The organism is Exobacillus caeni (assembly GCF_005747095.1).
Classification (GTDB): Bacteria; Bacillota; Bacilli; order Bacillales; family Guptibacillaceae; genus Exobacillus; species Exobacillus caeni.
Map to the genome: position 1 here is coordinate 107,680 of NZ_SWLG01000011.1, position 22,629 is coordinate 130,308.

The window sequence follows — 22,629 nt, forward strand, 5'->3', positions numbered from 1 at the left end:
AGTTCGTGACAGAAAGGTTGATGAATTACATGGGTTTTTCCCAGATCTATGACTCGATCCCGTACATTTTGTACGGGATTTGGGTTACTTTACAGTTTGTTAGTGTTTCAGCGGTATTTGGCTTTATTTGGGGAATTATACTTGCCTTATTTAAAATTAGTAGAGTTACATTTTTAACCGGTTTTGCGGATGCTTATACATTTATTTTTCGAGGAGTACCGTTAATACTGCAGCTTGCAATCATTTATTTTGCTACACCACAGGTTGTTGGCTATGATATCACTGCTTTTCAGGCAGGGGTTCTTGCATTCAGCCTTCATTCCGGTGCATATATCTCAGAAATCATTAGAGCGGGAATCCTTGCTGTTGACAAAGGGCAAACAGAAGCGGCACAGGCTCTTGGTGTTTCATACCGTCCAATGATGAAAGATATCATTCTGCCACAGGCAATGAAAAATATATTACCTGCTCTGATGAATGAATTTATTACATTAACAAAAGAATCTGCCATTGTATCGACAATCGGTGTGCTTGATATTATGAGAAGAGCCCAGATTGTTGCCGCTGATAAATTTTTATATTTCCCGCCGTTAATTACTGCAGCTGTCATCTATTTAATATTAGTGACAATACTAACTCTTCTTGGCAGAGCAGTAGAGAGGAGAATGAGACGCAGTGATTAAAGTAGATAATCTTTCAAAGTCTTTTGGCAGTTTAAAAGTACTCCACAATATATCGATGGAAATTAATAAAGGTGACGTTGTAGCAATCGTCGGGCCTTCTGGTTCGGGAAAATCTACCCTGCTGAGGTGCGTTAATTTACTTGAAGTTCCGACCGAGGGAAAAGTGTGGATCGACGGACAGAATCTTACCGACCCAAAAACGAACATTATGCATGTCAGGGCGAAAATCGGAATGGTTTTTCAACACTTTCACCTGTTTCCACATAAAACAGCTTTAGAAAACTTAACTTATGCACCGATGAAAGTTAAAGGACTATCAAAGGGAGAAGCTGTTTCTACAGCTCGAAATCTTCTGAAAAAAGTTGGTCTGGAAGAAAAGGAAAACGAATATCCAAACCGGTTGTCAGGAGGGCAAAAACAAAGGGTTGCGATTGCGAGAGCCCTTGCGATGGAGCCTGAATATATGCTTTTTGATGAGCCTACTTCTGCCCTTGACCCGGAAATGGTGAAAGAAGTTTTGGATGTAATGAAGTCACTGGCTGGTTCAGGTATGACGATGGCCATCGTCACGCATGAAATGGGATTTGCCCGTGAAGTTGCTGATCGGGTTTGTTTTCTGGATGGCGGTGCCCTGGTCGAACAGGCTCCCCCAAAAGAGTTCTTTCAATCACCTCGGACTGATCGAGCAAAAGCCTTTTTGGAAAAAGTTTTATAGTGCTTCATGAAGTGAATTAAATATAGAGACAAGGGGATGGCTCATAAGGGTCTGACTCCCACTGATCAGTCATATATCCAGAGAGACATTTACATGTGTTTTTCTAGATGATGGGTTTGAGGGGTCTGGCACTTTGCTTTTGAGTCGTCCCCTTTTTGGCCATCATATAGATATGTATTTCGCTTTTAATTGGAGGGACGCTTAGAGTGAAAATTGGATATAGGACAGTGAAGACCGCAATAGGCACAGGAGTAGCAATCAGTATCGCTCAGATGATCGGCCTGAGCTTTTATGTGTCTGCTGGCATTCTTGTGATCTTAAATATTAAACCAACGAAAAAACGGTCAATCAGCAGTGCGTGGCAAAGGTTTGTAGCCTGTATTGTGGGTATGGTGTTTGCGATTATATTTTTTGAAGGACTTGCTTTCCATCCTGTCAGCATAATCTTACTGTTATTACTGTTTATTCCAACTGTAGTAATGTTGAAGGCTAAGGAAGGAGTCATCACAAGTTCTGTCATTATTTTGCACTTATACACGACTAGTAATATTACATTGGATATTATCATCAATGAGTTGTTACTCATCGTCATCGGGATTGGTGTAGCACTAATTTTTAATTTATATATGCCAAGCATGGAAAGCAAAATTGTGGAGTACAGGGAGAAAATAGAAGAGAAATTCACCTTTATATTGCAGCAGTTCGCCGTATATTTACAAGATGGAGAAAGTGACTGGGATGGAAAAGAAATCATAGAGGTTGGGGATTTGTTAAAAGAAGCAAAAACGCTTGCTCTTAAAGATATTGAAAACCATGTGCTCCGGGAAAATGATAGTTTTTACAGCTATTTTAAAATGAGAGAGAAACAATTTGAAATTATCGAAAGGTTATTGCCTATTATCTCATCACTTGATCAAACTTATATACAGGGTAAGAAAATTGCACAGTTTCTGGAAGAACTAAGTCTTGCTGTTTCACCTAACAATACCGCTCGTTTTTTTCTCGAGGAATTAGAAGAAATGAAACAGGAATTTCGTAATTCCCCCTTACCAAGGGACAGAAAAGAATTTGAAACAAGGTCGGCACTTTTGCATTTCTTAAATGAAATGGAGCAATATTTGTTATTAAAACGTTATTTTAAACGGGAAGATACAAACAAAGGAATGAAAGTAAATGCATAACGCATCCTAAAAGAAAAAAGAAGGGATGTATAAGATTGGGACACCTAATGAGCATTCTCCTAATTTCGGTTAGCATTTTATCACCAATATGGCCACTTGGTGAAAATCCTCTGCCAGGCGACCCTTTTGTTATTGTTAATAAAGATAAAAAACAGATGGCTTTTCTTAGTGAAAATGAAGTGAAGGCTGTTTTTCCCGTAGCCATTGGAAAAGAGCGTTCTTTAACACCTGAAGGGACTTTTACGATCACAGTAAAAGCTGCGAATCCCTATTACAGGAAAAAGAACATAATAGGTGGCTCAAAAGAAAACCCGCTTGGAACAAGATGGATCGGCTTTGACGCAGATGGAACAGATGGACGTATTTACGGTTTACATGGTACGAACCGGCCGGAATCCATCGGAAAAAACATTACTGCAGGTTGCGTGAGATTGGACAATAGCAACATTGAAACTCTATTTGGCCAAATTCCAATCGGTACAAAAATCCTTATTTTATCAAGCGAAAAAGATTTTACGACAATTGGAAGGGAAGCTGGAGCATTAAAAAAAGAGGGTTAATCCCTCTTTTTTTAATGCCGCTATTATCTGCTAGTTCTGTTTGGTTGATGGAAATTATAAGAAAGTAGCGGCACCAGCGAATAGACTAAGTACCATTGAGATAAGCATTATATAAACGACAACCTTTATGACTTTACGGTTCATGAACAAACCTCCTAATAGATAGACTGCTAGAAAGTATTTTACCTTGAAAACTAGATTTCAACAAGAGCATGAAAGCGTGTTAAAATAGAGAATAGATAGTAAATTATTTTTCAAGCTTGCAGGAATCGGTCAGATTTCAAAAGAAGTAGGTAAGGATTTGTGCTAAAAAGTGCCAGCATTCCAGATATAACTACACCAGGGAGGGAAAAAATATGGCTGACCAAACGAATTTTGATGAACTGTATAAAGAATGGAAAATGAAAACAGAGGAATTGATGAATCGATTTCCAGAAAAGAAAGAACAATTTAAAACGTCATCCGATATAGAGGTTGACAGGCTGTATACACCGGAAACAGTAGATGAAGGTTACATAGAGAAATTAGGATTCCCGGGGATGTATCCTTATACACGTGGAATCCAGCCAACCATGTATAGAGGAAGAACATGGACGATGCGGCAGTATGCAGGATTCGGGTCAGCTGAAGAAACCAATAAGCGTTTTCGCTACCTTCTGGACCAGGGGCAGACAGGCCTTTCTGTAGCTTTTGATTTGCCGACCCAGATTGGTTACGACTCTGATGATCCGATGGCAAAAGGGGAAGTCGGAAAAGTAGGGGTTGCTATTGACTCTTTGGAAGATATGGAAGCGCTTTTACATAAAATACCGCTTGATAAGGTTAGTACTTCCATGACGATCAATGCACCAGCTGCAGTCCTTCTTGCGATGTATATTGTTGTAGCAGAAAAGCAAGGGGTATCCCCTGAAAAAATATCAGGGACGATTCAAAATGATATTTTAAAAGAGTATATTGCAAGGGGAACATATATTTTCCCGCCTAAACCTTCTATGAGGTTGATAACAGACATCTTCGCTTTTTGTTCTAAAAATGTCCCTAGATGGAACACGATCAGCATTTCTGGATACCATATCCGTGAAGCAGGTTCAACCGCAGCTCAGGAACTTGCGTTTACTATCGCAAACGGAATGGCTTATGTCGATGCAGCACTTGATGCAGGATTAAAAATAGACGAATTTGCCCCACGCCTTGCCTTTTTCTTTAACGGGCACAACCAGTTCTTTGAAGAAGTGGCCAAGTTTAGAGCAGCACGCCGTATATGGGCGAAAATCATGAAAGAGAAATACGGGGCGAAAAAAGAAAAAAGCCTCCAGCTTCGTTTCCATACTCAGGTAGCAGGGTCTACATTGACGGCTCAACAACCTGATAACAATATTGTCCGAGTAACGATCCAGGCATTGGCAGCAGTTCTTGGAGGAACGCAAAGCTTGCACACTAACGCACGGGATGAAGCACTGGCACTTCCGACGGAAGACTCGGCCAGAATTGCTCTCCGAACACAACAAATTATCGCGAATGAAAGCGGTGTGACCGATACTGTCGATCCTCTTGGTGGATCATATTACATCGAGTCACTAACAGACGAAATTGAAAAGAAGGTAGAAGAATATCTGGAAAAAATAAATGACCTTGGCGGTGCTGTTTCTGCTGTAGAACAGGGTTATATGCAACGGGAAATACACCAGGCTGCCTACGAAACCCAGAAGAAAATCGAATCTGGAGAAGAAATTGTCGTTGGCATGAACAAATTTACGCTTGAAGATGAACCAAAGCCTGAACTTCATAGAGTAGATCCAGAGCTCCAGCGCAAACAAACAGAAAAGTTGAAATCAGTCCGCGAAAACAGAGACCAGAACCGAGTGAGCGCTCGATTAGACGAATTGAGGCAGGGAGCGAAAGGCACTGATAACCTGATGCCCCTTATTATCAACTGTGTAAGGGACTATTGTACAGTTGGGGAAATATGTGGAGTTCTTCGCGAAGAATTCGGCGAGTATACAGGAGTTTAAGACTTTTGAGAGTGGAGGGAGATTTATGGAGAAAACAATTCGCGTTTTAATTGCAAAGCCAGGACTAGACGGCCATGACAGAGGTGCACTTGTAATCGCACAGGCACTGAGAGATTACGGCATGGAAGTAATATACACCGGTTTAAGGCAGACACCCGCGCAAATAGCAGCTTCGGCTATACAGGAGGATGTGGATGTGATCGGTCTTTCCTGCCTGTCAGGAGCACACAATGAACTTTTCCCGGAAATCGTGGAATTATTAAAAGAGCGTGGTGCAGATGACATCATTGTTGTAGGAGGGGGAGTAATCCCATGGGAAGACATTCCGTTTCTTGAATCAAGAGGTATAAAAAAGGTGTTTACTCCAGGAACTCCAACGAAAGATACAGCTGTATTTATCGAAAAGGCAGTTTACGAACGGGACGGAGTCGATATGTCTAAAAAAGAGCCTCCCAAAAAAATAGATCATATTGGAATTGCTGTAAAATCTCTTGAAGAGGCACTTCCGTTTTATGCAAATGACATGCACCTTAAGCTTGAAGCAATTGAAGAGGTGCAGAGCGAGGGTGTGAAAGTAGCATTTTTAAAAGTAGGAGAAACACGTATTGAGTTACTTGAAGCACTATCAGATGATAGCCCGATCGCAAAGTTTATTGAAAAACGCGGAGAAGGTATTCATCATGTTGCATTAGGGGTAGATAATATTGAAGAACGACTAAATGAACTGAAGCAAAACGGCGTAAGCCTGATTCACGAAACTCCTGTGAATGGAGCGGGCGGTGCGAAAATCGCCTTCTTACATCCTAAAGCTTCTAGAGGTGTGTTATACGAACTGTGTGAAAAGGAGAAAAAGGAGGACGAATAAAAGTGGATATGTACGATAAAATAAATGAACTATACGACCGTCGCAGAGAGGTCGAACTCGGCGGTGGTGACGAGAGAATCGACAAACAGCATGAAAAAGGAAAATTAACTGCACGTGAACGGATCGACCTTTTAGTTGATAAAGGAACGTTTGTTGAATTGAATCCCTTTATCGAACACCGATGCGAAGACTTTGGAATGGCCGGGAAAAAAGCGCCCGGGGAAGGAGTCGTAACTGGTTACGGAAAGGTGTACGGTAGGCCGGTTTACATATTTGCACAGGATTTCACCGTATTCGGGGGAGCACTTGGTGAAATGCATGCCCAAAAAATCGCCAATGTCATGGATCTCGCAGCAAAGAACGGGGCTCCGATAATTGGGTTGAACGACTCCGGAGGTGCCCGCATTCAAGAAGGTGTGCTATCATTAGACGGGTACGGTCATATCTTTTACAGGAATTCGATTTATTCAGGTGTTGTACCGCAAATTTCAGTTATCATGGGGCCGTGTGCCGGAGGTGCTGTATATTCACCTGCTATAACTGATTTTGTGTTCATGGTAGAAAAGACAAGCCAGATGTTCATTACAGGGCCAAAAGTAATCGAGACTGTTACAGGAGAGCAGATTTCGTCTGAAGATCTCGGAGGGGCAAAAGTGCATCGCTCAAAGAGTGGAAATGCCCATTTTACTGGTGAAACGGAAGAAGAAGTGCTGAATCAGGTAAGAAGGCTGATCAGTTATCTTCCTTCCAATAATGAAGAAAAACCGCCTTTGCAGTCATATGAACATCAGGATGACCTTTGCCCTGATCTGGCCGATATTGTGCCATTTGATTCAACAAGGCCTTATGATGTGCGAAAGGTAATCGAACAGGTTGTGGATTCAGGTTCATTCATGGAAGTCCAAGAATACTTTGCCAAAAACATCGTTGTTGGTTTTGCGAGAATTAACGGGGAAGTTGTTGGTCTTGTTTGCAACCAGCCAAAGGTTATGGCAGGCGGACTCGACATCGATTCATCTGATAAGCTATCTCGTTTCATCCGTTTTTGCGATTCCTTTAATATTCCGCTTATCACTTTTGAAGATGTAACCGGTTTTTTCCCTGGTATTAAACAGGAACACGGTGGAATAATCCGCCATGGTGCCAAGATCTTATATGCCTATTCTGAAGCCACGGTCCCTAAGATTACTGTCATTACACGTAAAGCATACGGTGGAGCATATGTTGCCCTAAATTCAAAATCGATAGGTGCAGACCTTGTGTATGCATGGCCGAATGCTGAAATTGCAGTTATGGGTCCACAGGGAGCTGCTAACATTATTTTTGCAAGAGAAATTAACGATAGCGATAATCCCGAGGAGACGCGGGAACAAAAGATAGAAGAGTATCGCGAAAAGTTTGCTAATCCTTACATTGCTGCTTCTAGAGGGATGGTCGACGATGTGATCGACCCCCGGGAAACAAGGATTAAATTGATCCAGGGATTAGAATTGATGAGGAATAAAAAAGAAGACCGGCCTAAGAAAAAGCATGGGAACATTCCGTTGTAAAGGCTGGTTCTTCTGAAATCGTAATGGACAAGCTGAATAGCGTCTATCTCTTTTTTATAACTTATGTAAAGCAATGAAAACAGTTTCAAGGAGGGAAAACAATGATAAATCGTGAGCGTTTAACCGATGAATTTTTAGAACTTGTTCAGATAGACTCTGAAACAAAGCATGAAGAAAAGATAGCAAAGGTACTGAAAAAGAAATTCAGTTCACTTGGTTTAAATGTAATTGAAGATGATGCGGCTGAAAAAACAGAACATGCAGCAGGCAATTTGATCTGTACCCTGGAAGGAAATAAGAAAGAAGCAGATCCGATTTACTTTACCTCCCATATGGATACGGTTGTGCCTGGAAACGGAGTGAAGCCGTCTATTGAAGATGGCAAGGTAGTAACAGACGGTACAACCATCCTTGGTGCTGATGATAAAGCAGGGCTTGCGGCTATGCTTGAAGCGATCAGGGTTCTTCAAGAAGAGAAAATAGAGCATGGTACGATTCAGTTTATTATCACTGTCGGAGAAGAATCGGGGCTGCAGGGTGCAAAAGTTCTTGATCCAAACCAGGTTATCGCGAAGTTCGGCTATGCGCTTGACAGTGACGGTGAAGTCGGAACAATTATAACTGCGGCTCCTACTCAGGCGAAAATCAAAGCCACCATTCACGGAAAGACTGCCCATGCAGGAGTAGCACCAGAAAAAGGCGTCTCAGCAATAACGGTTGCTGCAAAGGCGATCTCGAGAATGCCCCTAGGAAGAATCGACGAAGAAACAACCGCAAATATCGGTAGCTTCCATGGTGGTTCACAAACAAATATCGTATGTGATTATGTAGAGATCATGGCTGAAGCTCGCTCCCTGGTACCTGAAAAGATGGAACAGCAAGTCGCAAAAATGAAGGAAGCGTTTGAAGGTGCTGCTGAAGAAATGGGTGGAAAAGCGGAAGTGGAAGTGGATGTTATGTACCCGGGCTTCAAGTTCGGAGAAGGTGACCATGTTGTGGAGATCGCTAAAAAGGCGATGGAAACAATCGGACGTAACCCATCCCTTACAACGAGCGGGGGCGGAAGTGACGCCAACATCATCGCCGGTCATGGAATTCCAACTGTAAACCTTGCAGTAGGGTATGAAGAAATCCATACGAAAAATGAAAAGATGCCAATCGAAGAATTGGTAAAAGTATCCGAAGCAGTCATCGCTATCGCTCAAGAAGTTGCAAAAGCTTAATTAAGAAGGAAATCCGCTGTAAATATACAGCGGATTTTTTTGATGAAGACTATTCGGCATACGTTTAAGCTTTATATTTCAGTCCGCTCCGGGCAGTTGTTTTTCGCTGGAGTCGATTGCCCCCGTTGCGATTTTGGCTGATGTGTTTGATAGTTAATCTAGGAATGAAAACTAAAAAGCCCCTTCCCATTGAAGTATATTTCAATAGCTGTCAACAGTATGTTATTTTGCAGTTTAAGTATTTTAATGTTTTTTGGAACATTCTAGTGCTGGCTTTCGTCTATAAGTGTGATACCATATGTGTATAATCACAAAGAATTGGAAGCGGTGAAATAATGGGGTATTCAAAAGAACATATTTACATGAACTATATTCGCGGTGCTTATAAAGTACTTGAATCAGATTGGCAAAAACATGCGCGAGAGATTGGACTAACCCAGGCAGAACAACACGTTTTGTGGATTGCTTCTATTGAAAAAGAGGCGACGATCACCCGTATTTCAGAAGTCGGGCTCTGGGATGTTTCAACTGTTATGCAAGTATTAAAGAGGCTGAAAGATAAAGGGCTAATCGAAATGCACAAAAAAGAAAGTGACCGGCGCATTTCTTATGTAACTTTAACAGACCAGGGATGGGAAAAGAAGGAAGCTTCAAAAGCATTCTCTTATAAAATCTTTGACTACATACATGATTTTGTTAACGAAAGCGAAGAGAACGAACAATTGTTTCAATGTGTAGTCAAGTTTACACGGGAATTAAACAGGCATTTTTATGGTAACGATTTTACCCATTGGGTTGAAAAAGATAGTAAAGTGACAAAGTAGACGGGAATATTCCCGTCTTTTTGCACTCTATGGATATAATGTATATGATTCAGGTAGATTATATCACTGCAGGTGAAGAAAATGAAAAACATACAAAAGCATAGAATCGTGTTTCATGTGGATATGAATAGCTTTTATGCTTCCGTTGAAGTAGCGCATAATCCCGAGTTAAAGGGTAAGCCGCTTGCTATAGCGGGTAATGAGGAGGAGCGTAAGGGCATTGTCGTAACGAGCAGTTATGAAGCGAGAAAAAAAGGTGTTAAAACAACAATGCCGGTATGGCAGGCAAAAAAGCTTTGCCCTGGGCTTATTGTGATGAGGCCTGATTTCGATCGCTATCGAAAGGCGTCCTTACAATTGTTTGAACTGTTAAATGAATATACACCTTTAGTCGAGCCTGTTTCCATTGATGAAGGATATATGGATGTAACAGATTACAAGGGGCCTAAAGGATATGTAGGACTAGCACATGAAATTCAAGCGAGATTGAAAGACCAGTTTGGTTTGCCTTCCAGTATCGGCATAGCTCCTAACAAGTTTCTCGCTAAAATGGCTTCAGATATGAAAAAACCAATGGGCATCACGGTTCTTCGCAAAAGAGAGATAAAAGAAAAGCTCTGGCCTCTTAAAGTTGGCGAAATGCATGGAATAGGAAGTAAAACCGAGCAAAAAATGAATAAGCTTGGCATTTATACAATCGGTGATCTAGCTACTTCAGATAGAAAACAGCTTGAGCTCGGACTCGGGGTGAATGGGATCCGCCTATTTGATCGTGCCAACGGAAATGATAATAGGCCGGTAGATCCTGAAGCGATCAACGAGTTTAAAAGTGTGGGCAATTCCACCACCTTCCCTGAAGATTTGACGGATTCCGAAGAGATCAAAACCGCTCTAACCAACCTGGCGGATTCTGTCATGCGGAGAATGGGAAGGAAAGAGGTTCTTGCTTCCAACATACAGCTGACAATCAGATATAGTGATAGAAAAACGGTTACGAGAAGCAGAAAGCTTTCAAACCCGATCGATCATGGAAAAGATATTTTTAACGCCGCTTATTATTTATTCCAGAAACATTGGACTGGAGAGCCGGTAAGGTTGCTTGGAATAACTGGTTTTGAGCTAGTGGAAAAACAAGAAGCTCTTATACAACTCGATTTGTTTTCTTTTGAAAAGGAAGAAAAGAATGATCGCTTACACAGTGTAGTTAATCAACTGAGAGACCGTTTTGGAGAAAGTGCATTGCTAAGGGGAAATCAGGCAAGAGAAAGCCGTTCAAACCGTTTGAGAGATAAAAAGCATAGAGGGACAAGCCTGGAAAAAGATTTTCTTCGAAATAAAGATAAAGGGTCATGAAGGCAAGAGTAGCCAGTTGAAAGACAAGGAAAACCCGGGCGATGAATTAATGCCTGGAATTCCGGGATCTAGATTTATAGGACATTGAGTCCGCTATTTGTGTAAAAACCCGACTTTTCAAAAAAATGAGGTCATATGTTCCTCTATTTGCTTAAAATCGAACCGAAATAGTAGTTTTCCTGGTGAATAACGGCACAGATGTCCTATAATTTTTTTAAAATAACCTTTTGTCACAAATAACGGATCTGATGACCTCCAATAATGATAAAGGGAGCATGACACTTTAGCCAGCTCCCACTGATGCTTTGCGGCGAGGAAAACCCCTGGTTATAAACTTTAGATAAACAATAACTGTAAAAAAATAGAAGGTATTTCAACTGTTTTGTCGAACGATATTTTGATAGATAAAGGGGGAATTAAAGATGGAAATAAAAGATAGAATGAACAAGGTTCAAGAAGCGGTTCAAAGTGTCTTGATAGGAAAAGAGAAAACAGTTGAGTTGATCATGATATCGTTGATCAACAATGGGAACGTTTTGCTTGAAGATGTACCTGGGACAGGGAAAACAGTCCTTGCGAAGAGTATTGCAAAAATTATGGGCGGCGATTACAAACGTATCCAATTTACGCCGGATGTTCTCCCGAGTGATGTGACTGGCATTCAATTTTTCAATCCTAAAAACCAGGAGTTCGAGCTTAGGCCAGGCCCAGTAATAACAAACGTGCTCCTTGCCGATGAAATAAACCGAGCTACCCCCAGAACGCAATCCAGTTTGCTTGAAGTAATGGAAGAAAAGCAGGTGACGATAGAAGGGGAAACATTAAAGCTTCCGGTTCCTTTTATTGTAATCGCGACTCAAAATCCGCTTGAGTCACAGGGAACTTTTCCATTACCTGAAGCACAAATGGATCGTTTCTTTATGCAAATCGCTGCAGGGTACCCAACTTTTGAACAGGAAAAACAGATGATGAACATGTATCGCCTTCAAAACCCGATGGATTCATTGGAGACTGTTTTTTCTTTAGATGAAATTCTTGCCATGCAACAGGAAGTGAAAAATGTAGCGATCGCTGAGCCAGTGCAAGACTACCTGCTGCAAATCGTACATGCGACAAGGAACTCAGAGTATATTGAAATCGGTGTCAGCCCCCGTGCTACGCTTGCATTTATGAAGGCGGCTCAGGGAAAAGCATATCTGGAAGGAAGAAAGTATGCATTGCCTGATGATGTGAAGTTTGTTGCGCCGTTTGTTTTATCGCACCGTATGGTTTTATCGATGGAAGGATCGATGAGGAAGACGAAAGAACAGTTGATGGAAGAGATTCTTGGTGCGATTGAAGTGCCTGTCGAAGCAGGAGCTGCCAGATAAATGGAGTGGATGCGTACCGTAACGATTTCACAACCCCTTAAAATTTTTCTGTTTAACAGCCCGATCATTGCGATTATCAGTATCTATTTTAAAACTACTCTGTTGTTCCTGATCGTTTTTTTATTGCTGTTGGCCACATATATTACCCATTCTTATTTAAAAAGGGCTGGGAACAAACTGGTCTTACATAACCCGAAACAAACGATCCGGCTTTATCCGGGCGATAAAGAAAATATGGAGATTATTCTCAACAACAAAGGGCGCCTTCCGCTATTTAACAGTGATATGACCCTGTCATTAGCAGAAGCGGTTATTCCAGAAGGACTCAGGGAAATCGGGCAAACAAGGCTTTACACAAGCTATCAGTTCCCGATTCAGATCGGCGGCAATGATAGTCGGGCGTATCAAATCCCTATAACTGCTAACAAAAGAGGGGTTACAAGAGTAAGGAATATTGGGCTGAGTCTGCAGGATCTTTTCGGTCTTGGAACAGCGAATCTTACCTATGCCCCTTTTTATTTTACAGAGCTAATTGTGTATCCTACTCCTGTTGAGGTTAAAGGAATCGAGGAGCTGATTCAGCATGGACAGGGAACCCATTCCTATCGCCATTCCCTGTTCGATAACCTGACCTCTCCTGCAGGTGCAAGAGAATATGTTTCGTCAGATTCCTTTAACCGTATCCACTGGAAGGCTACTGCAAGGTCTCAGCAACTTCAGACAAAAGTGTATGAAAAAGCGATTGACTTAAGATGGACGTTCGTCTTAAATGTAGGTGCCCAGCGTGGAAATGCCCCTGTTTATATGACTGAAAAAATTGAGGATTACCTAAGCCAGATGGCATTTATGTGCGAATATGCCGTCAAGCACAACATTCCGTTTGAAATCTATATTAATACTCGTGCTGCAGGCAGGATACCGTTTTTGCATTTGGAGTTAGGTGAAGGAAAGGAACAGCTTTCTAAAGCTCTAGAACTACTCGCACGCGTTAATGATTCAAGTAACCTTATAAAAATGACGCGGATGCTTAACTATCTGGACCGGAGATTTGCCGCAAGTACGCCGTTTATCCTCAGGTTTGGAGATGAGGAAATTAGAGAAGAAGAGCAGGTTTATTATGATAGATGGGTTAAAAAGAAAAGAGGAAACGCTTTTCTTATTGAAACAACAGGCCATGGTCCAGTAGTCAGGAAAATGGGGCAGAAAAAGGTGGTCTCCATCGGGCAGAGGAAGGTGATCTCTTGAAAAATTGGAAACCGCATTTTGTCCCATATTTACAGTATTTGTTTGATGGGGTATTTATGTTCGTTCTCGTTTCTTTTTTCTTTCTTTTTCAGGATGCCATCACTCCATTATTGGCATTTTTTCTGGAATATGTAGTAGGCGGACTGGCATGTTTTTTTGCTTTTTCGTATAAAAAGGACTTATCCTTTGGTCTTTTTTTTCCGTTGATTGCATTCATTGGCTTTGTTGGATGGCTTACAGGCTTTTCCTTCCTGGTTGCCACCGTGGTAGCCGTTGCAGTATCCTGGAGGGCTTTCATAAACTATAGAGAAGCGAAACGCGACGATCTTTTTGCACTCTTCGCCTTCACCGCAATAGGAAGCCTTGTCTACTATATGATTGGCCTTGAGTCTTATAAGGAAATAATGCTTGGTCTTGTAGTGTTTCATTTGGTCTTCCTTTTAGTTATTAAAAGCACCGACCAGTATATGGCTCGCCCCAACAAGAAACAATTGAAGTGGAACCTCGGTTTATATGGGATTATTCTTGCAGGCATTGGAGCTGGAGTTCTTCTTTTTCCTGTTATAAAAGGATTGATCAAGTTTGTATTATCCCTGGTTGGTACAGTGTTTGCAATGGTGTTCGGAGAGCCTATTTATTGGCTGCTCTCAAAGATCTATATTGATTACGACAGGGATTTATTTAGTGAAGGTAAAGGGTGGGATGTCCAACAAACACCTGATGCACTAGAGGCTGCTGCACAGGGTTCTAAGCTTCCTGATCTCCAATGGCTTATTGTTCTTGCCGTGGTCATCATAGCAGTGGTGATCTGGTTAGTATTCTTTAAGAAAAAACTTGATTTAAACCGTTTTCAGGTTGTTTCCAGTGAGCCTGCTCTTACGGATGCTGCCATAAACGGAGCTCTTCATAATCGCGTGAGCAGAAAGAGGAAACCACCGCAGAATGAAGCACGCCGTCTGCTGTTTCAGTTTGAAAAATCTGCTGCAAAGCTGGGCTACGGTAGAAACAGGGATGAGTCCTTGAATGAATGGTTATCAAGAATTGCCCCAGATAGAGAGGATCAGCGGATTACTAAAGAAGGCTACCAGAAGGTTCGTTACGGAGGAGAGAACCTGACTTCTGAAGAATACCAGCTTTATTCTCGAGCTGTTAAAAGAATGATCAATCAAATCAAGGAAACAAAAAAGTTAGAGAAGCGGAAACAGGATAAGTAATAAGTAATCGAATAGCACATGGGAAATTAGCGGCACAATTAAGTTGCCGCTTTTTTCGTATAAGTAGCCCCAGATTGTTCCTGCAAATAATGCGGCAAAAACAAGTAATACGGTCCCTGAATACACATGAGCAGAAGCGTAAAGGATCGCAGCAAAAAGGATCGCTTTGTTTGATGAAGTGATGAGGCTGAATTTTTTTTGGATAAAACCTCGCCAGAACAATTCTTCCGCTGGAATAATCACAGCAAACAACACAAAATAATGCCATGATTTGTTCGGTTGGATAAGGGTATAGAGGGAATGCAGCTGATTTTCAAAGTAGGGTATCTGGCTTACGACAATTGCTTTTCCTGCTTTGAATGCAAGATATAGTAAGATTCCAGAACCGATTGAGATTAACATATATTTAAGAGAAGGCTTTTTAAAGACAATATTAGATTTCACCAATGCGTATCCTGCAAGCAAAAGAGATGATACTGTGAATAGCGGCCAAAAGGAAGAAGGATAAATGGCAAAGCTCATTGCAAGCAGAATATGTGCTCCAATCAAAGGGCCGATAAGAGATGCAACAGCTTTCATTAGAAAAACCTCTTTCATAACGATATAATAATTATTTTACCATAAAGGAGATGATGAGATGGAAATGCACTTCTTTGGGACAGGGGCAGCAGTCCCTTCAAAAGAACGGAACGTAACAGCACTTGCATTAAGGTTTACGCAAAACGGCGGAAACGTTTGGCTTTTTGACTGCGGTGAAGCGACACAGCATCAGATTTTACGATCAACAATAACATTAAGTAAAATAGATCGAATATTTATTACTCACCTGCACGGCGACCATATTTTTGGTTTGCCTGGACTTCTTGGAAGCAGGTCGTTTCAGGGGGGAGATAAACCGTTAACTTTATACGGGCCTCCGGGCATTAAAAGGTTTGTTGATGCGGTACTTTCAACAAGCGGCACTCATTTGAGGTACCCTTTAGAAGTTATTGAAATAGAAGAAGAGGGGAAAATCCTTGAAAACAGCCCTTTTTCTGTGTGCGTAAAAAAACTGGAGCATGGGATCGATTCGTTTGGATTCCGAGTGGAAGAAGCAGATCAGCCTGGTCCGTTAAAGGTTGAGAAGCTTAAAGAGATGGGGGTTTCACCCGGTCCGTTATACCGAAAGCTTAAAGAGGGAAAAAAGGTCCGTTTAGACGATGGAAGAACGCTAAACGGCAAAGAATTTAGGGGCCATGATATCCCGGGAAGAAAGATTGCCATTCATGGCGACACTAGGATGTCTGACTCGGCGATCGAGCTGTCACGGAATGCCGATTTAGTTGTGCACGAAGCGACCTTTTCAAAAGAACAGGAAGAGCTGGCTTATGATTATTATCATTCCACAACCGAACAGGCAGCCAGCGTTGCAAAAAAAGCGAATGCCAAAAGGTTGATTATAACGCATATTAGTTCAAGGTATCAGGAAGAAGATGTAGCCAGGCTATTAAAAGAAGCGAAATCTGTTTTTGAAAACACAGAAATCGCTTCCGATGATGCTATCTATGAAATTCCTAAAAATTCTTAAATCAGTTACCAGCCGCGTTTATATTGCTCAGGCGGCTCGATGCTGACACCAAGTTCTTTTGCTGCAGTGCGGGGCCAATACGGATCCCGCAATAGTTCACGTGCAAGTAAAACGAGGTCTGCCCTGTTGTTTTTTAATATTTCCTCTGCCTGGACCGGTTCTGTAATAAGACCAACAGCACCTGTAGCAAGTTCGGCTTCTTTTTTGATCATTTCAGCATAAGAGACCTGATAGCCTGGATAAGCATCTATGTTCGCAGGAACAACCGCTCCGGAACTACAGTCGATCAGATCGACTCCCTGTTCCTTCATACGCTTTGCATAATAGATAAAGTCCTCGGCAGTATTTCCTTCCTGATGGTATTCGTTTGCAGAGATACGGACAAACAGCGGACCATCCCATTCTTTTTTCACTGCATCAATTACTTCTTTAAGAAAACGATATCGATTCTCCCGGGAACCTCCGTAGTTGTCGGTCCGTTTGTTTGTTAAAGGAGATAAAAACTCATTAATCAGATAGCCGTGTGCACCGTGGAGCTCTATGACATCAAAGCCGGCCTCACGTGTTCTTCTTGCACCTTCGCGGAACGCTTCGATTGTTTCGTGGATTTTTTCCTCTGTCATTTCTTCCGGCGTCTTCATTTTATCATTAAAAGGAATCGAGGAGGGGGCGACGATTGGTCCGTCTATCACTGCTTTCCGGCCTGCATGGGCAAGCTGGACCCCTACCTTTGCACCATATTCATGGGACATGCCGACAATTCTTTTTAATCCATCTATGTGATCATTACTCCAAATGCCAAGGTCCTGAGGAGAAATCCGTCCCTGCGCAGTTACGGCTGTTGCTTCAACGATGATGAGACCGACCTGGCCAACGGCACGGCTTGTATAATGGGTGAAGTGCCAGTCCGTCGCTACTCCATCTTCCTTTTCACAGGAATACATACACATCGGAGACATGACGATTCGGTTTTTTAACTTCACATTCTTTATGGTATACGGGCTAAATAAAGCGGTCATGAAATTCTCTCCTTCTTATGTAGACTATTTCGTTATCCTAAACAAGTATAGCACAGCAACTGCTATTTACCGTTTATATTGCTCAAGGCATCAGGCATCATTAGAACAAATAATAATAAAAAGAAGACCTTGTATAAAAGATCTTCTTTTAACCCATTAGCTGCGTCCAGAAACGTTTCAAAAAGGAAGGCGCCTTAATAAGTACCGGATGTTCTTTTTTATAGATTGCAAGAGCGAGGTCGGGAACGTCAGTAATCAGGCCATCCACTCCCCAGTCGATAAACTGTTTTATCCATGAAGGATCGTTTACTGTGTAAGGGCGTACCTTAACGTGATGTTTCTTAATCCCTTTAATATCTTTCCCGTCAAGGTTGTGATACTTTGGATGAAGGGCGCGGGCTTTGATTTTCTTAGCATATTTCCATGCTTTATACAGGTTCGCTCTGTACAATGGAGCAGTTTCTATTTGACTGTTTAACTTGTGGATCAAACGGAGGCTCTCATGGTTAAACGATGAGATCGTCACCCTCTTTTCGAGCCCGTATTTCTCTATCAATGCAACAACTTTCTTTTCCATTCCCTCATATGGTAGGGAATAATTTTTAAGCTCGATATTTATGAGGAGTACTGTAGGTTTTACCCACACTAAAAACTCTTCAAGGGAAGGAATTCTTGTATCCTTAAAATCCTCCGAAAACCAGCTTCCTGCATCAAGCTGCTTTAACTCAGCAAAAGTTAAATCTTTTACATACTTCTTTCCGCCGTTTGTAGTTCTTTTTAATGTTTTATCATGGATAATCATCGGCACCCCATCAAGCGACAACTGAGCATCACATTCTATTCCATCTGCACCGAGTTCTTTTGCCCTTTTAAAACTTGGCATCGTGTTTTCCGGGCATTCCTTGCTTGCCCCGCGGTGTGCATAAATCATTATCATCCTATCACCTACTTTATTTTTAAAAGCTTTTATTATCGTTAACCTGTTTTTCCCTCTTTTATGTGGTTGTTAAACAAACAGCCTTTAGAGAACCTGGCTATAATGTTCTTAAAAAGGCTCATAACGATGTTTCCTCTCAAAAAAGAAAATGTAGAATTTTCTAAGAAAACAAGTGTAGAATGTTAGTAATTGGGAACAAAAACATTAACTATAAAAATTAATTCGGTTCTTCACCAAAGAATTGGTTAAAAAGAGCCTTTAATTTTTAAAATAGCAAAGTAGTTCCTAATTTGCAAAGCGGTTTTCATTAAGGGGGTAGCATCATGGGAAAATGGCAAACTAAAGAGACATTAATGTATTTGCTTGCCCGTCTTGTAGAACATCAAAGTGTGACAGGGTCACAGGCAGAAATTGCAATTCCAGAATACATTCATCTTCAATTATCAGAACTGCAATATTTTATGGATCATCCTGATCATTTGCTTCTCCATCCAACCAGCGATGGGCGAAAGTTTATTACCGGTCTTGTGAAAAAAGGCGATGCTAAAAAGACCGTTATTTTGATTAGCCATTTTGATGTGGTGGATATCGAGGATTATGGCCAATGGAAGAACCTTGCGTTCAGTCCGTATGATCTGACGCATGAATTTTATAAAAACATCGACCAGATGCCGATAGAAGTCCAGGAGGATATTAAAACTGGGGAATGGCTATTCGGCAGAGGAACAATGGATATGAAGGCAGGGATCAGCCTCCATATGAGCATGCTCGAGCAGGCTGCAAGCGGTAAGTTCGATGGAAACATATTATTTCTTTCTGTACCTGATGAAGAAGCGAATTCAAAAGGGATGATTGAAGCAGTACCGGTTTTACTGGAGCTGGCTAAAAAACATAGCCTTGAATACACTGCCTGTTTAAATTCAGAGCCTGTTTTTACCCGTTATCCTGGTGATCAAAATTTATATATTTATACCGGATCAATCGGCAAAATGCTGCCGGGATTTTTTTGTTACGGTAAGGAAACGCATGTGGGCGAGCCTTTCTCGGGGCTGAATGCGAATTACATGACTGCTGAAGTCACAAAAGAACTTGAATTGAATACAAGCTTTTGTGAAACGGTGGAAGGGGAAGTTACCCCTCCTCCTACAAACTTGCTTCAAAAGGATTTGAAGGAGGAGTACTCGGTACAAATTCCACATGTGGGTGTAACGATGTTTAACGTGCTTGGTATGGAAAGGTCAATCCAGGGTATAACCGACGATTTATTAGCTGTTTCAAGAACAGCAGCAAACCGAATCGAAGAACACTATTTATCAAGGGCTAAAGCGTTTTCTAAATTAGAATCGTATACTCCTCAACCTCTCAAGGTAAATGTGCTAACTTATGATGAACTGCTGCAAAAGGCGATCGATAAGTTTGGAGAGGCCGAAATTCAGCGGAGGCAGGCGTACATTATTGCAAATTATAAGATTCTGGGAGACCGAGACCTATCGACTCGTATCGTATACGATCTTGCTTCTCTTTGTAAAGATGAAGCGCCCATGATTGTCTTGTTTTATAACCCGCCATTTTATCCTGCTGTTTCATCAAGGAAAAACAAACTTATTAAGCGGGTTACACAATATGTGAAAGAATATGCAGAGTCGAAACATGAAGTTATTTTGAAAGAGCAAAACTACTTTGCTGGTTTGTCTGATTTAAGCTTTGTAGGTTTGGAAAGCTCAGTCGAGGTGATGCTTCCTCTTACGAAAAACATGCCTTTGTTCGGAAAACATTATAATTTGCCTCTTGATGCGATGGAAGAACTGAAAGTGCCGGTGATCAACATCGGGCCACTCGGAAGAGACCCGCATCGTTGGACGGAGAGGCTTGAAGTAACGTACTCATTTGAGACACTGTTCGATATATTGCCTTTTGCGATTAATGAGCTTCTTGCTGATTGATAAATAAGAATAGCATAAAGAAAACTCGCTGATCGGCAAGCCTGTAGGAGAGGACGTAGGTTAGTTGCCGTTATCTATATTCCTGAACTTATAATGACATAGAGCTTTCTCCTCTGCTAAGCAGTTATACGTTCTTATACGATGAAAAATAACCCCTGGATTCCAGAGGTTATTTTGACATTCTGAAAGCTGCATTCAGTTGTCCGCGGATCATTTCGTCGCGGACTTTTTCTTTTTGTTTTTTCTTTTTTTGCATTTTCTTGATTTCAAAAGTCTGCATCCCATCTTCTATATGATTGGCAATGTCCATTAACTTTTCGACATCATTAAATGAGTATTTTCTCGTTCCCCCGTTTGAACGTTCAGGTAAAAGCAGTCCCCGCTCTTCGTAATATCGGATTTTTCTTAACGAAAGACCTGTCAGTTCGCTGACAGCCCCGATCGGAAGGACCTTTTTTTCTTTATAGGACACGTTTCTTCACTCCCCTGCATACTATCATAAAGAAATTTAACGCACATATAATAGGTGAATATTCTGAAAAGTGTTAGGTTCATTATACCATGAATAACTGTGTTGGAAATGGGCGATGTGAGAAAATCTAACGAAAGTTTTTGTGCGAGAAGTTTTTTATGTGAGGTATCGTTACGGAGATGAGCGGCATCTAATAAATACCGTTTATAATAGTGAGCATTATATTGTGCGTTCAAAGCGTTGTTATGGAGGGGATTGAAGTGGATTGCAAGCTTAAATGGTCGTTAACAAAAAAGGTTAATCGTGCTTTTTTAATGGCGCTGGTGGAGACAGCTAACTTATACGAAAGTTACATTGTACTTGAAATGGACAAGAAAAGAGTAAATGCAAAAAGCTTATTAAGTGTAGGAGGATTAGTTGGATACAGGGGAATAATATCTATCCATGCTACAGGAAGGGATTGTGAACAGGCGATTAACGGAATAGAAACGCTCCTTGAAAAATTTGGGGCTTTAGAATAGAAAGAGGGGATTTCCTTTAATTTTGGGAAATCTCCTCTTTGTCATCTGAAAAACGGGTCGGGCGGTAGTTCCATATCGATCACTCTTTTCTGCTTATGATTTGATCCGGTGTAAATACATGTTTCCGATTTCGGAGGCTCGTTTGCTTGCCGTTAAAACACATTCACGGATTGCTTCTTGGTAATTAAAAGTCTCTAAGACTTTCAGGCCTGCCTGTGTCGTTCCTCCAGGGCTCGTTACTTTTTCCCGCAAGACTGAAGCTGATTCGTCTGTCTCTTTTAGCATAACCGCGGCTCCTGTAATTGTCTGTAAGATTAGTTCCCTGGCGATTGTCTTATCAAGACCAGCCTCTGCCGCTGCTTGCTCCATGCATTCCACCATGTAATAAAAGTAAGCAGGTCCGCTCCCTGATAAACCGGTTACCGCATCAATATGTTTTTCTTCCACGCAAACAACTGTCCCGATAGATTCAAACATTACACGTGTCTTCATCAACTGTTCATAGTTTGCGAATTTTCCGGAAGACAGGGCTGTTGCAGAGTGGCCGACTGCCGCTGATGTGTTGGGCAATGCCCGAATGACGGGATGGTCTCCGAGCAGTTCTTCAAGCAGTCCTGTGGATATGCCGGCTAAGACTGAAATGAATAACTTGTTTCTTGTAAGATAGGGCTTAATGCCTTCAACGCCTTCTTCCACATCTTTTGGCTTCATGGCCAGAACAATAATTGTCGATTGATCAACAATGGCTTCTTTCTCTTCAACAATCTTTACTCCAAAGCGGTGGTGAAGATCTTTAAGCCTTTCTTCATTTGAGCGGTTCATAATGTGGATTTTTTCTGCTGGAATCATTTCCTTTGCCAGCAGTCCTTCGATGATCGCTTCAGCCATTGATCCTGCTCCTACAAAAAGAATGGTTTCAGTTAATAACACGGTTACCCCTCCTAAATAGAATATAAAAAACGCCCTCTATCCTATAAAAGGACGGAAGGGCGCGGTCCGTGGTACCACCTTTTTTTAACATCATGAAGATGTTCTCAATGTCCTATATCGCGGGTGCGGTCGAGTTTCCCCGACTGGCTCCAGGGCAGGTTCAAAAGCTTTCTTGCTGCAGAATTTTTCAGCCGGTGAATTCCGCTCTCTTTTGCAAGTAATGCAATCTACTGGTCCCATTCACTGCCGTGTTGGTTATTAGTTTTATTATTATGCACAGGATTACACCAGATTGTCAATTATTTTTTAGAATTTTTTAAAAATAAGTAAGGGGTCACCATTAAAAATATTCTCTCTAGTGAATATTTTTGATAAACTACATTTATTGTTGAGTCACTTAAATGACATTTAGAGAGTAAATCGCTAGAATGGAAATGGATGGAAC

22 protein-coding genes are annotated in these 22,629 nt (G+C 41.4%); 16 read left to right on the plus strand and 6 right to left on the minus strand.

Annotated features, from left to right (window positions below; genetic code table 11):
• Positions 1 to 29 precede the first annotated feature (29 nt).
• The 4 genes from FCL54_RS15870 (at position 30) to FCL54_RS15885 (ending at position 3,139) form a co-directional block, all read left to right on the plus strand.
• A complete protein-coding gene (locus FCL54_RS15870; protein WP_425467134.1) occupies positions 30 to 683 on the plus strand; it encodes an amino acid ABC transporter permease in 654 nt (217 codons plus the stop codon).
• A complete protein-coding gene (locus tag FCL54_RS15875) occupies positions 676 to 1,398 on the plus strand; it encodes an amino acid ABC transporter ATP-binding protein (RefSeq protein WP_138127717.1) in 723 nt (240 codons plus the stop codon). The genes FCL54_RS15870 and FCL54_RS15875 overlap by 8 nt, the downstream gene beginning before the upstream one ends.
• Before the next feature lie 206 nt (positions 1,399 to 1,604).
• Entirely contained in the window at positions 1,605 to 2,579 is a 975-nt protein-coding gene (locus FCL54_RS15880) for an aromatic acid exporter family protein (protein ID WP_138127718.1), read from the plus strand.
• Positions 2,580 to 2,626: 47 nt separating this feature from the next.
• On the plus strand, positions 2,627 to 3,139 hold the full coding sequence (locus FCL54_RS15885; RefSeq protein ID WP_138127719.1) for a L,D-transpeptidase: 513 nt from the start codon (positions 2,627 to 2,629) through the stop codon (positions 3,137 to 3,139).
• Positions 3,140 to 3,193: 54 nt separating this feature from the next.
• Here FCL54_RS15885 and prli42 read toward each other — a convergent pair whose 3' ends face one another.
• Positions 3,194 to 3,283: a stressosome-associated protein Prli42 gene (gene prli42, locus FCL54_RS15890; protein WP_138127720.1), complete on the minus strand. Its 90-nt coding sequence runs from the start codon at positions 3,281 to 3,283 to the stop codon at positions 3,194 to 3,196.
• Between the two features lie 212 nt (positions 3,284 to 3,495).
• Here prli42 and FCL54_RS15895 point away from each other — a divergent pair, with 212 nt between their 5' ends.
• The 9 genes from FCL54_RS15895 to FCL54_RS15935 all read left to right on the plus strand — a co-directional run bounded on the left by FCL54_RS15895 (position 3,496) and on the right by FCL54_RS15935 (position 14,795).
• Positions 3,496 to 5,151 (plus strand): acyl-CoA mutase large subunit family protein, encoded by a 1,656-nt coding sequence (locus FCL54_RS15895; RefSeq protein ID WP_138127721.1) that lies wholly within the window; start codon positions 3,496 to 3,498, stop codon positions 5,149 to 5,151.
• Positions 5,152 to 5,176: 25 nt separating this feature from the next.
• Positions 5,177 to 6,016 (plus strand): methylmalonyl-CoA epimerase, encoded by an 840-nt coding sequence (gene mce / locus FCL54_RS15900; RefSeq protein ID WP_138127722.1) that lies wholly within the window; start codon positions 5,177 to 5,179, stop codon positions 6,014 to 6,016.
• A gap of 8 nt (positions 6,017 to 6,024) precedes the next feature.
• On the plus strand, positions 6,025 to 7,566 hold the full coding sequence (locus tag FCL54_RS15905) for an acyl-CoA carboxylase subunit beta (RefSeq protein WP_138127754.1): 1,542 nt from the start codon (positions 6,025 to 6,027) through the stop codon (positions 7,564 to 7,566).
• A gap of 101 nt (positions 7,567 to 7,667) precedes the next feature.
• Complete coding sequence (locus FCL54_RS15910) at positions 7,668 to 8,789, plus strand: M20/M25/M40 family metallo-hydrolase (protein ID WP_138127723.1); 1,122 nt, start codon at positions 7,668 to 7,670, stop codon at positions 8,787 to 8,789.
• A 335-nt stretch (positions 8,790 to 9,124) separates the two neighbouring features.
• Complete coding sequence (locus FCL54_RS15915) at positions 9,125 to 9,613, plus strand: MarR family transcriptional regulator (protein ID WP_138127724.1); 489 nt, start codon at positions 9,125 to 9,127, stop codon at positions 9,611 to 9,613.
• A gap of 81 nt (positions 9,614 to 9,694) precedes the next feature.
• Entirely contained in the window at positions 9,695 to 10,966 is a 1,272-nt protein-coding gene (locus FCL54_RS15920; RefSeq protein ID WP_138127725.1) for a DNA polymerase IV, read from the plus strand.
• Between the two features lie 422 nt (positions 10,967 to 11,388).
• A complete protein-coding gene (locus tag FCL54_RS15925; protein ID WP_171016877.1) occupies positions 11,389 to 12,336 on the plus strand; it encodes an AAA family ATPase in 948 nt (315 codons plus the stop codon).
• Positions 12,337 to 13,581, plus strand: coding sequence for a DUF58 domain-containing protein (locus FCL54_RS15930; RefSeq protein WP_138127726.1), 1,245 nt, complete (start codon positions 12,337 to 12,339; stop codon positions 13,579 to 13,581).
• Positions 13,578 to 14,795 (plus strand): DUF4129 domain-containing protein, encoded by a 1,218-nt coding sequence (locus FCL54_RS15935; RefSeq protein ID WP_138127727.1) that lies wholly within the window; start codon positions 13,578 to 13,580, stop codon positions 14,793 to 14,795. The genes FCL54_RS15930 and FCL54_RS15935 overlap by 4 nt, the downstream gene beginning before the upstream one ends.
• On the opposite strand, the gene FCL54_RS15940 is transcribed toward FCL54_RS15935, so the two are convergent.
• Positions 14,769 to 15,374: a CPBP family intramembrane glutamic endopeptidase gene (locus FCL54_RS15940; RefSeq protein ID WP_171016878.1), complete on the minus strand. Its 606-nt coding sequence runs from the start codon at positions 15,372 to 15,374 to the stop codon at positions 14,769 to 14,771. The two genes, FCL54_RS15935 and FCL54_RS15940, sit on opposite strands and share 27 nt — an antisense overlap.
• 58 nt (positions 15,375 to 15,432) lie before the next feature.
• On the opposite strand from FCL54_RS15940, the gene rnz reads away from it, so the two are divergent.
• Entirely contained in the window at positions 15,433 to 16,362 is a 930-nt protein-coding gene (gene rnz / locus FCL54_RS15945) for a ribonuclease Z (protein WP_138127729.1), read from the plus strand.
• 5 nt (positions 16,363 to 16,367) lie between these two features.
• Here rnz and namA read toward each other — a convergent pair whose 3' ends face one another.
• The gene (gene namA / locus FCL54_RS15950; protein WP_138127730.1) at positions 16,368 to 17,381 is read right to left on the minus strand and encodes an NADPH dehydrogenase NamA; all 1,014 of its coding nucleotides are present in this window, start codon (positions 17,379 to 17,381) and stop codon (positions 16,368 to 16,370) included.
• 148 nt (positions 17,382 to 17,529) lie between these two features.
• A complete protein-coding gene (locus FCL54_RS15955; RefSeq protein ID WP_138127731.1) occupies positions 17,530 to 18,318 on the minus strand; it encodes a glycerophosphodiester phosphodiesterase in 789 nt (262 codons plus the stop codon).
• Between the two features lie 323 nt (positions 18,319 to 18,641).
• Here FCL54_RS15955 and FCL54_RS15960 point away from each other — a divergent pair, with 323 nt between their 5' ends.
• Positions 18,642 to 20,261, plus strand: coding sequence for a M20/M25/M40 family metallo-hydrolase (locus tag FCL54_RS15960; protein ID WP_138127732.1), 1,620 nt, complete (start codon positions 18,642 to 18,644; stop codon positions 20,259 to 20,261).
• A gap of 169 nt (positions 20,262 to 20,430) precedes the next feature.
• Here FCL54_RS15960 and FCL54_RS15965 read toward each other — a convergent pair whose 3' ends face one another.
• A complete protein-coding gene (locus tag FCL54_RS15965; RefSeq protein WP_138127733.1) occupies positions 20,431 to 20,733 on the minus strand; it encodes a MerR family transcriptional regulator in 303 nt (100 codons plus the stop codon).
• 260 nt (positions 20,734 to 20,993) lie between these two features.
• Between FCL54_RS15965 and FCL54_RS15970 the strand changes: the two genes are divergently transcribed.
• Positions 20,994 to 21,254, plus strand: a complete 261-nt coding sequence (locus FCL54_RS15970; RefSeq protein WP_171016879.1) for an HPr family phosphocarrier protein — start codon at positions 20,994 to 20,996, stop codon at positions 21,252 to 21,254.
• A gap of 93 nt (positions 21,255 to 21,347) precedes the next feature.
• Here FCL54_RS15970 and proC read toward each other — a convergent pair whose 3' ends face one another.
• Positions 21,348 to 22,184 (minus strand): pyrroline-5-carboxylate reductase, encoded by an 837-nt coding sequence (gene proC / locus FCL54_RS15975; RefSeq protein ID WP_138127735.1) that lies wholly within the window; start codon positions 22,182 to 22,184, stop codon positions 21,348 to 21,350.
• Positions 22,185 to 22,629 lie beyond the last annotated feature (445 nt).

Bases quoted from the DNA above. Each gene is read 5' to 3' on its own strand.
- FCL54_RS15955 (WP_138127731.1), bottom strand. From the start codon at position 18,318: ATGATAATGATTTATGCACACCGCGGGGCAAGCAAGGAATGCCCGGAA.
- FCL54_RS15905 (WP_138127754.1), top strand. From the start codon at position 6,025: ATGTACGATAAAATAAATGAACTATACGACCGTCGCAGAGAGGTCGAA.
- FCL54_RS15960 (WP_138127732.1), top strand. From the start codon at position 18,642: ATGGGAAAATGGCAAACTAAAGAGACATTAATGTATTTGCTTGCCCGT.
- FCL54_RS15940 (WP_171016878.1), bottom strand. From the start codon at position 15,374: ATGAAAGCTGTTGCATCTCTTATCGGCCCTTTGATTGGAGCACATATT.
- rnz (WP_138127729.1), top strand. From the start codon at position 15,433: ATGGAAATGCACTTCTTTGGGACAGGGGCAGCAGTCCCTTCAAAAGAA.
- FCL54_RS15910 (WP_138127723.1), top strand. From the start codon at position 7,668: ATGATAAATCGTGAGCGTTTAACCGATGAATTTTTAGAACTTGTTCAG.
- FCL54_RS15870 (WP_425467134.1), top strand. From the start codon at position 30: ATGGGTTTTTCCCAGATCTATGACTCGATCCCGTACATTTTGTACGGG.
- namA (WP_138127730.1), bottom strand. From the start codon at position 17,381: ATGACCGCTTTATTTAGCCCGTATACCATAAAGAATGTGAAGTTAAAA.
- FCL54_RS15925 (WP_171016877.1), top strand. From the start codon at position 11,389: ATGGAAATAAAAGATAGAATGAACAAGGTTCAAGAAGCGGTTCAAAGT.
- FCL54_RS15915 (WP_138127724.1), top strand. From the start codon at position 9,125: ATGGGGTATTCAAAAGAACATATTTACATGAACTATATTCGCGGTGCT.
- FCL54_RS15895 (WP_138127721.1), top strand. From the start codon at position 3,496: ATGGCTGACCAAACGAATTTTGATGAACTGTATAAAGAATGGAAAATG.
- mce (WP_138127722.1), top strand. From the start codon at position 5,177: ATGGAGAAAACAATTCGCGTTTTAATTGCAAAGCCAGGACTAGACGGC.
- FCL54_RS15930 (WP_138127726.1), top strand. From the start codon at position 12,337: ATGGAGTGGATGCGTACCGTAACGATTTCACAACCCCTTAAAATTTTT.
- prli42 (WP_138127720.1), bottom strand. From the start codon at position 3,283: ATGAACCGTAAAGTCATAAAGGTTGTCGTTTATATAATGCTTATCTCA.
- FCL54_RS15885 (WP_138127719.1), top strand. From the start codon at position 2,627: ATGAGCATTCTCCTAATTTCGGTTAGCATTTTATCACCAATATGGCCA.
- FCL54_RS15920 (WP_138127725.1), top strand. From the start codon at position 9,695: ATGAAAAACATACAAAAGCATAGAATCGTGTTTCATGTGGATATGAAT.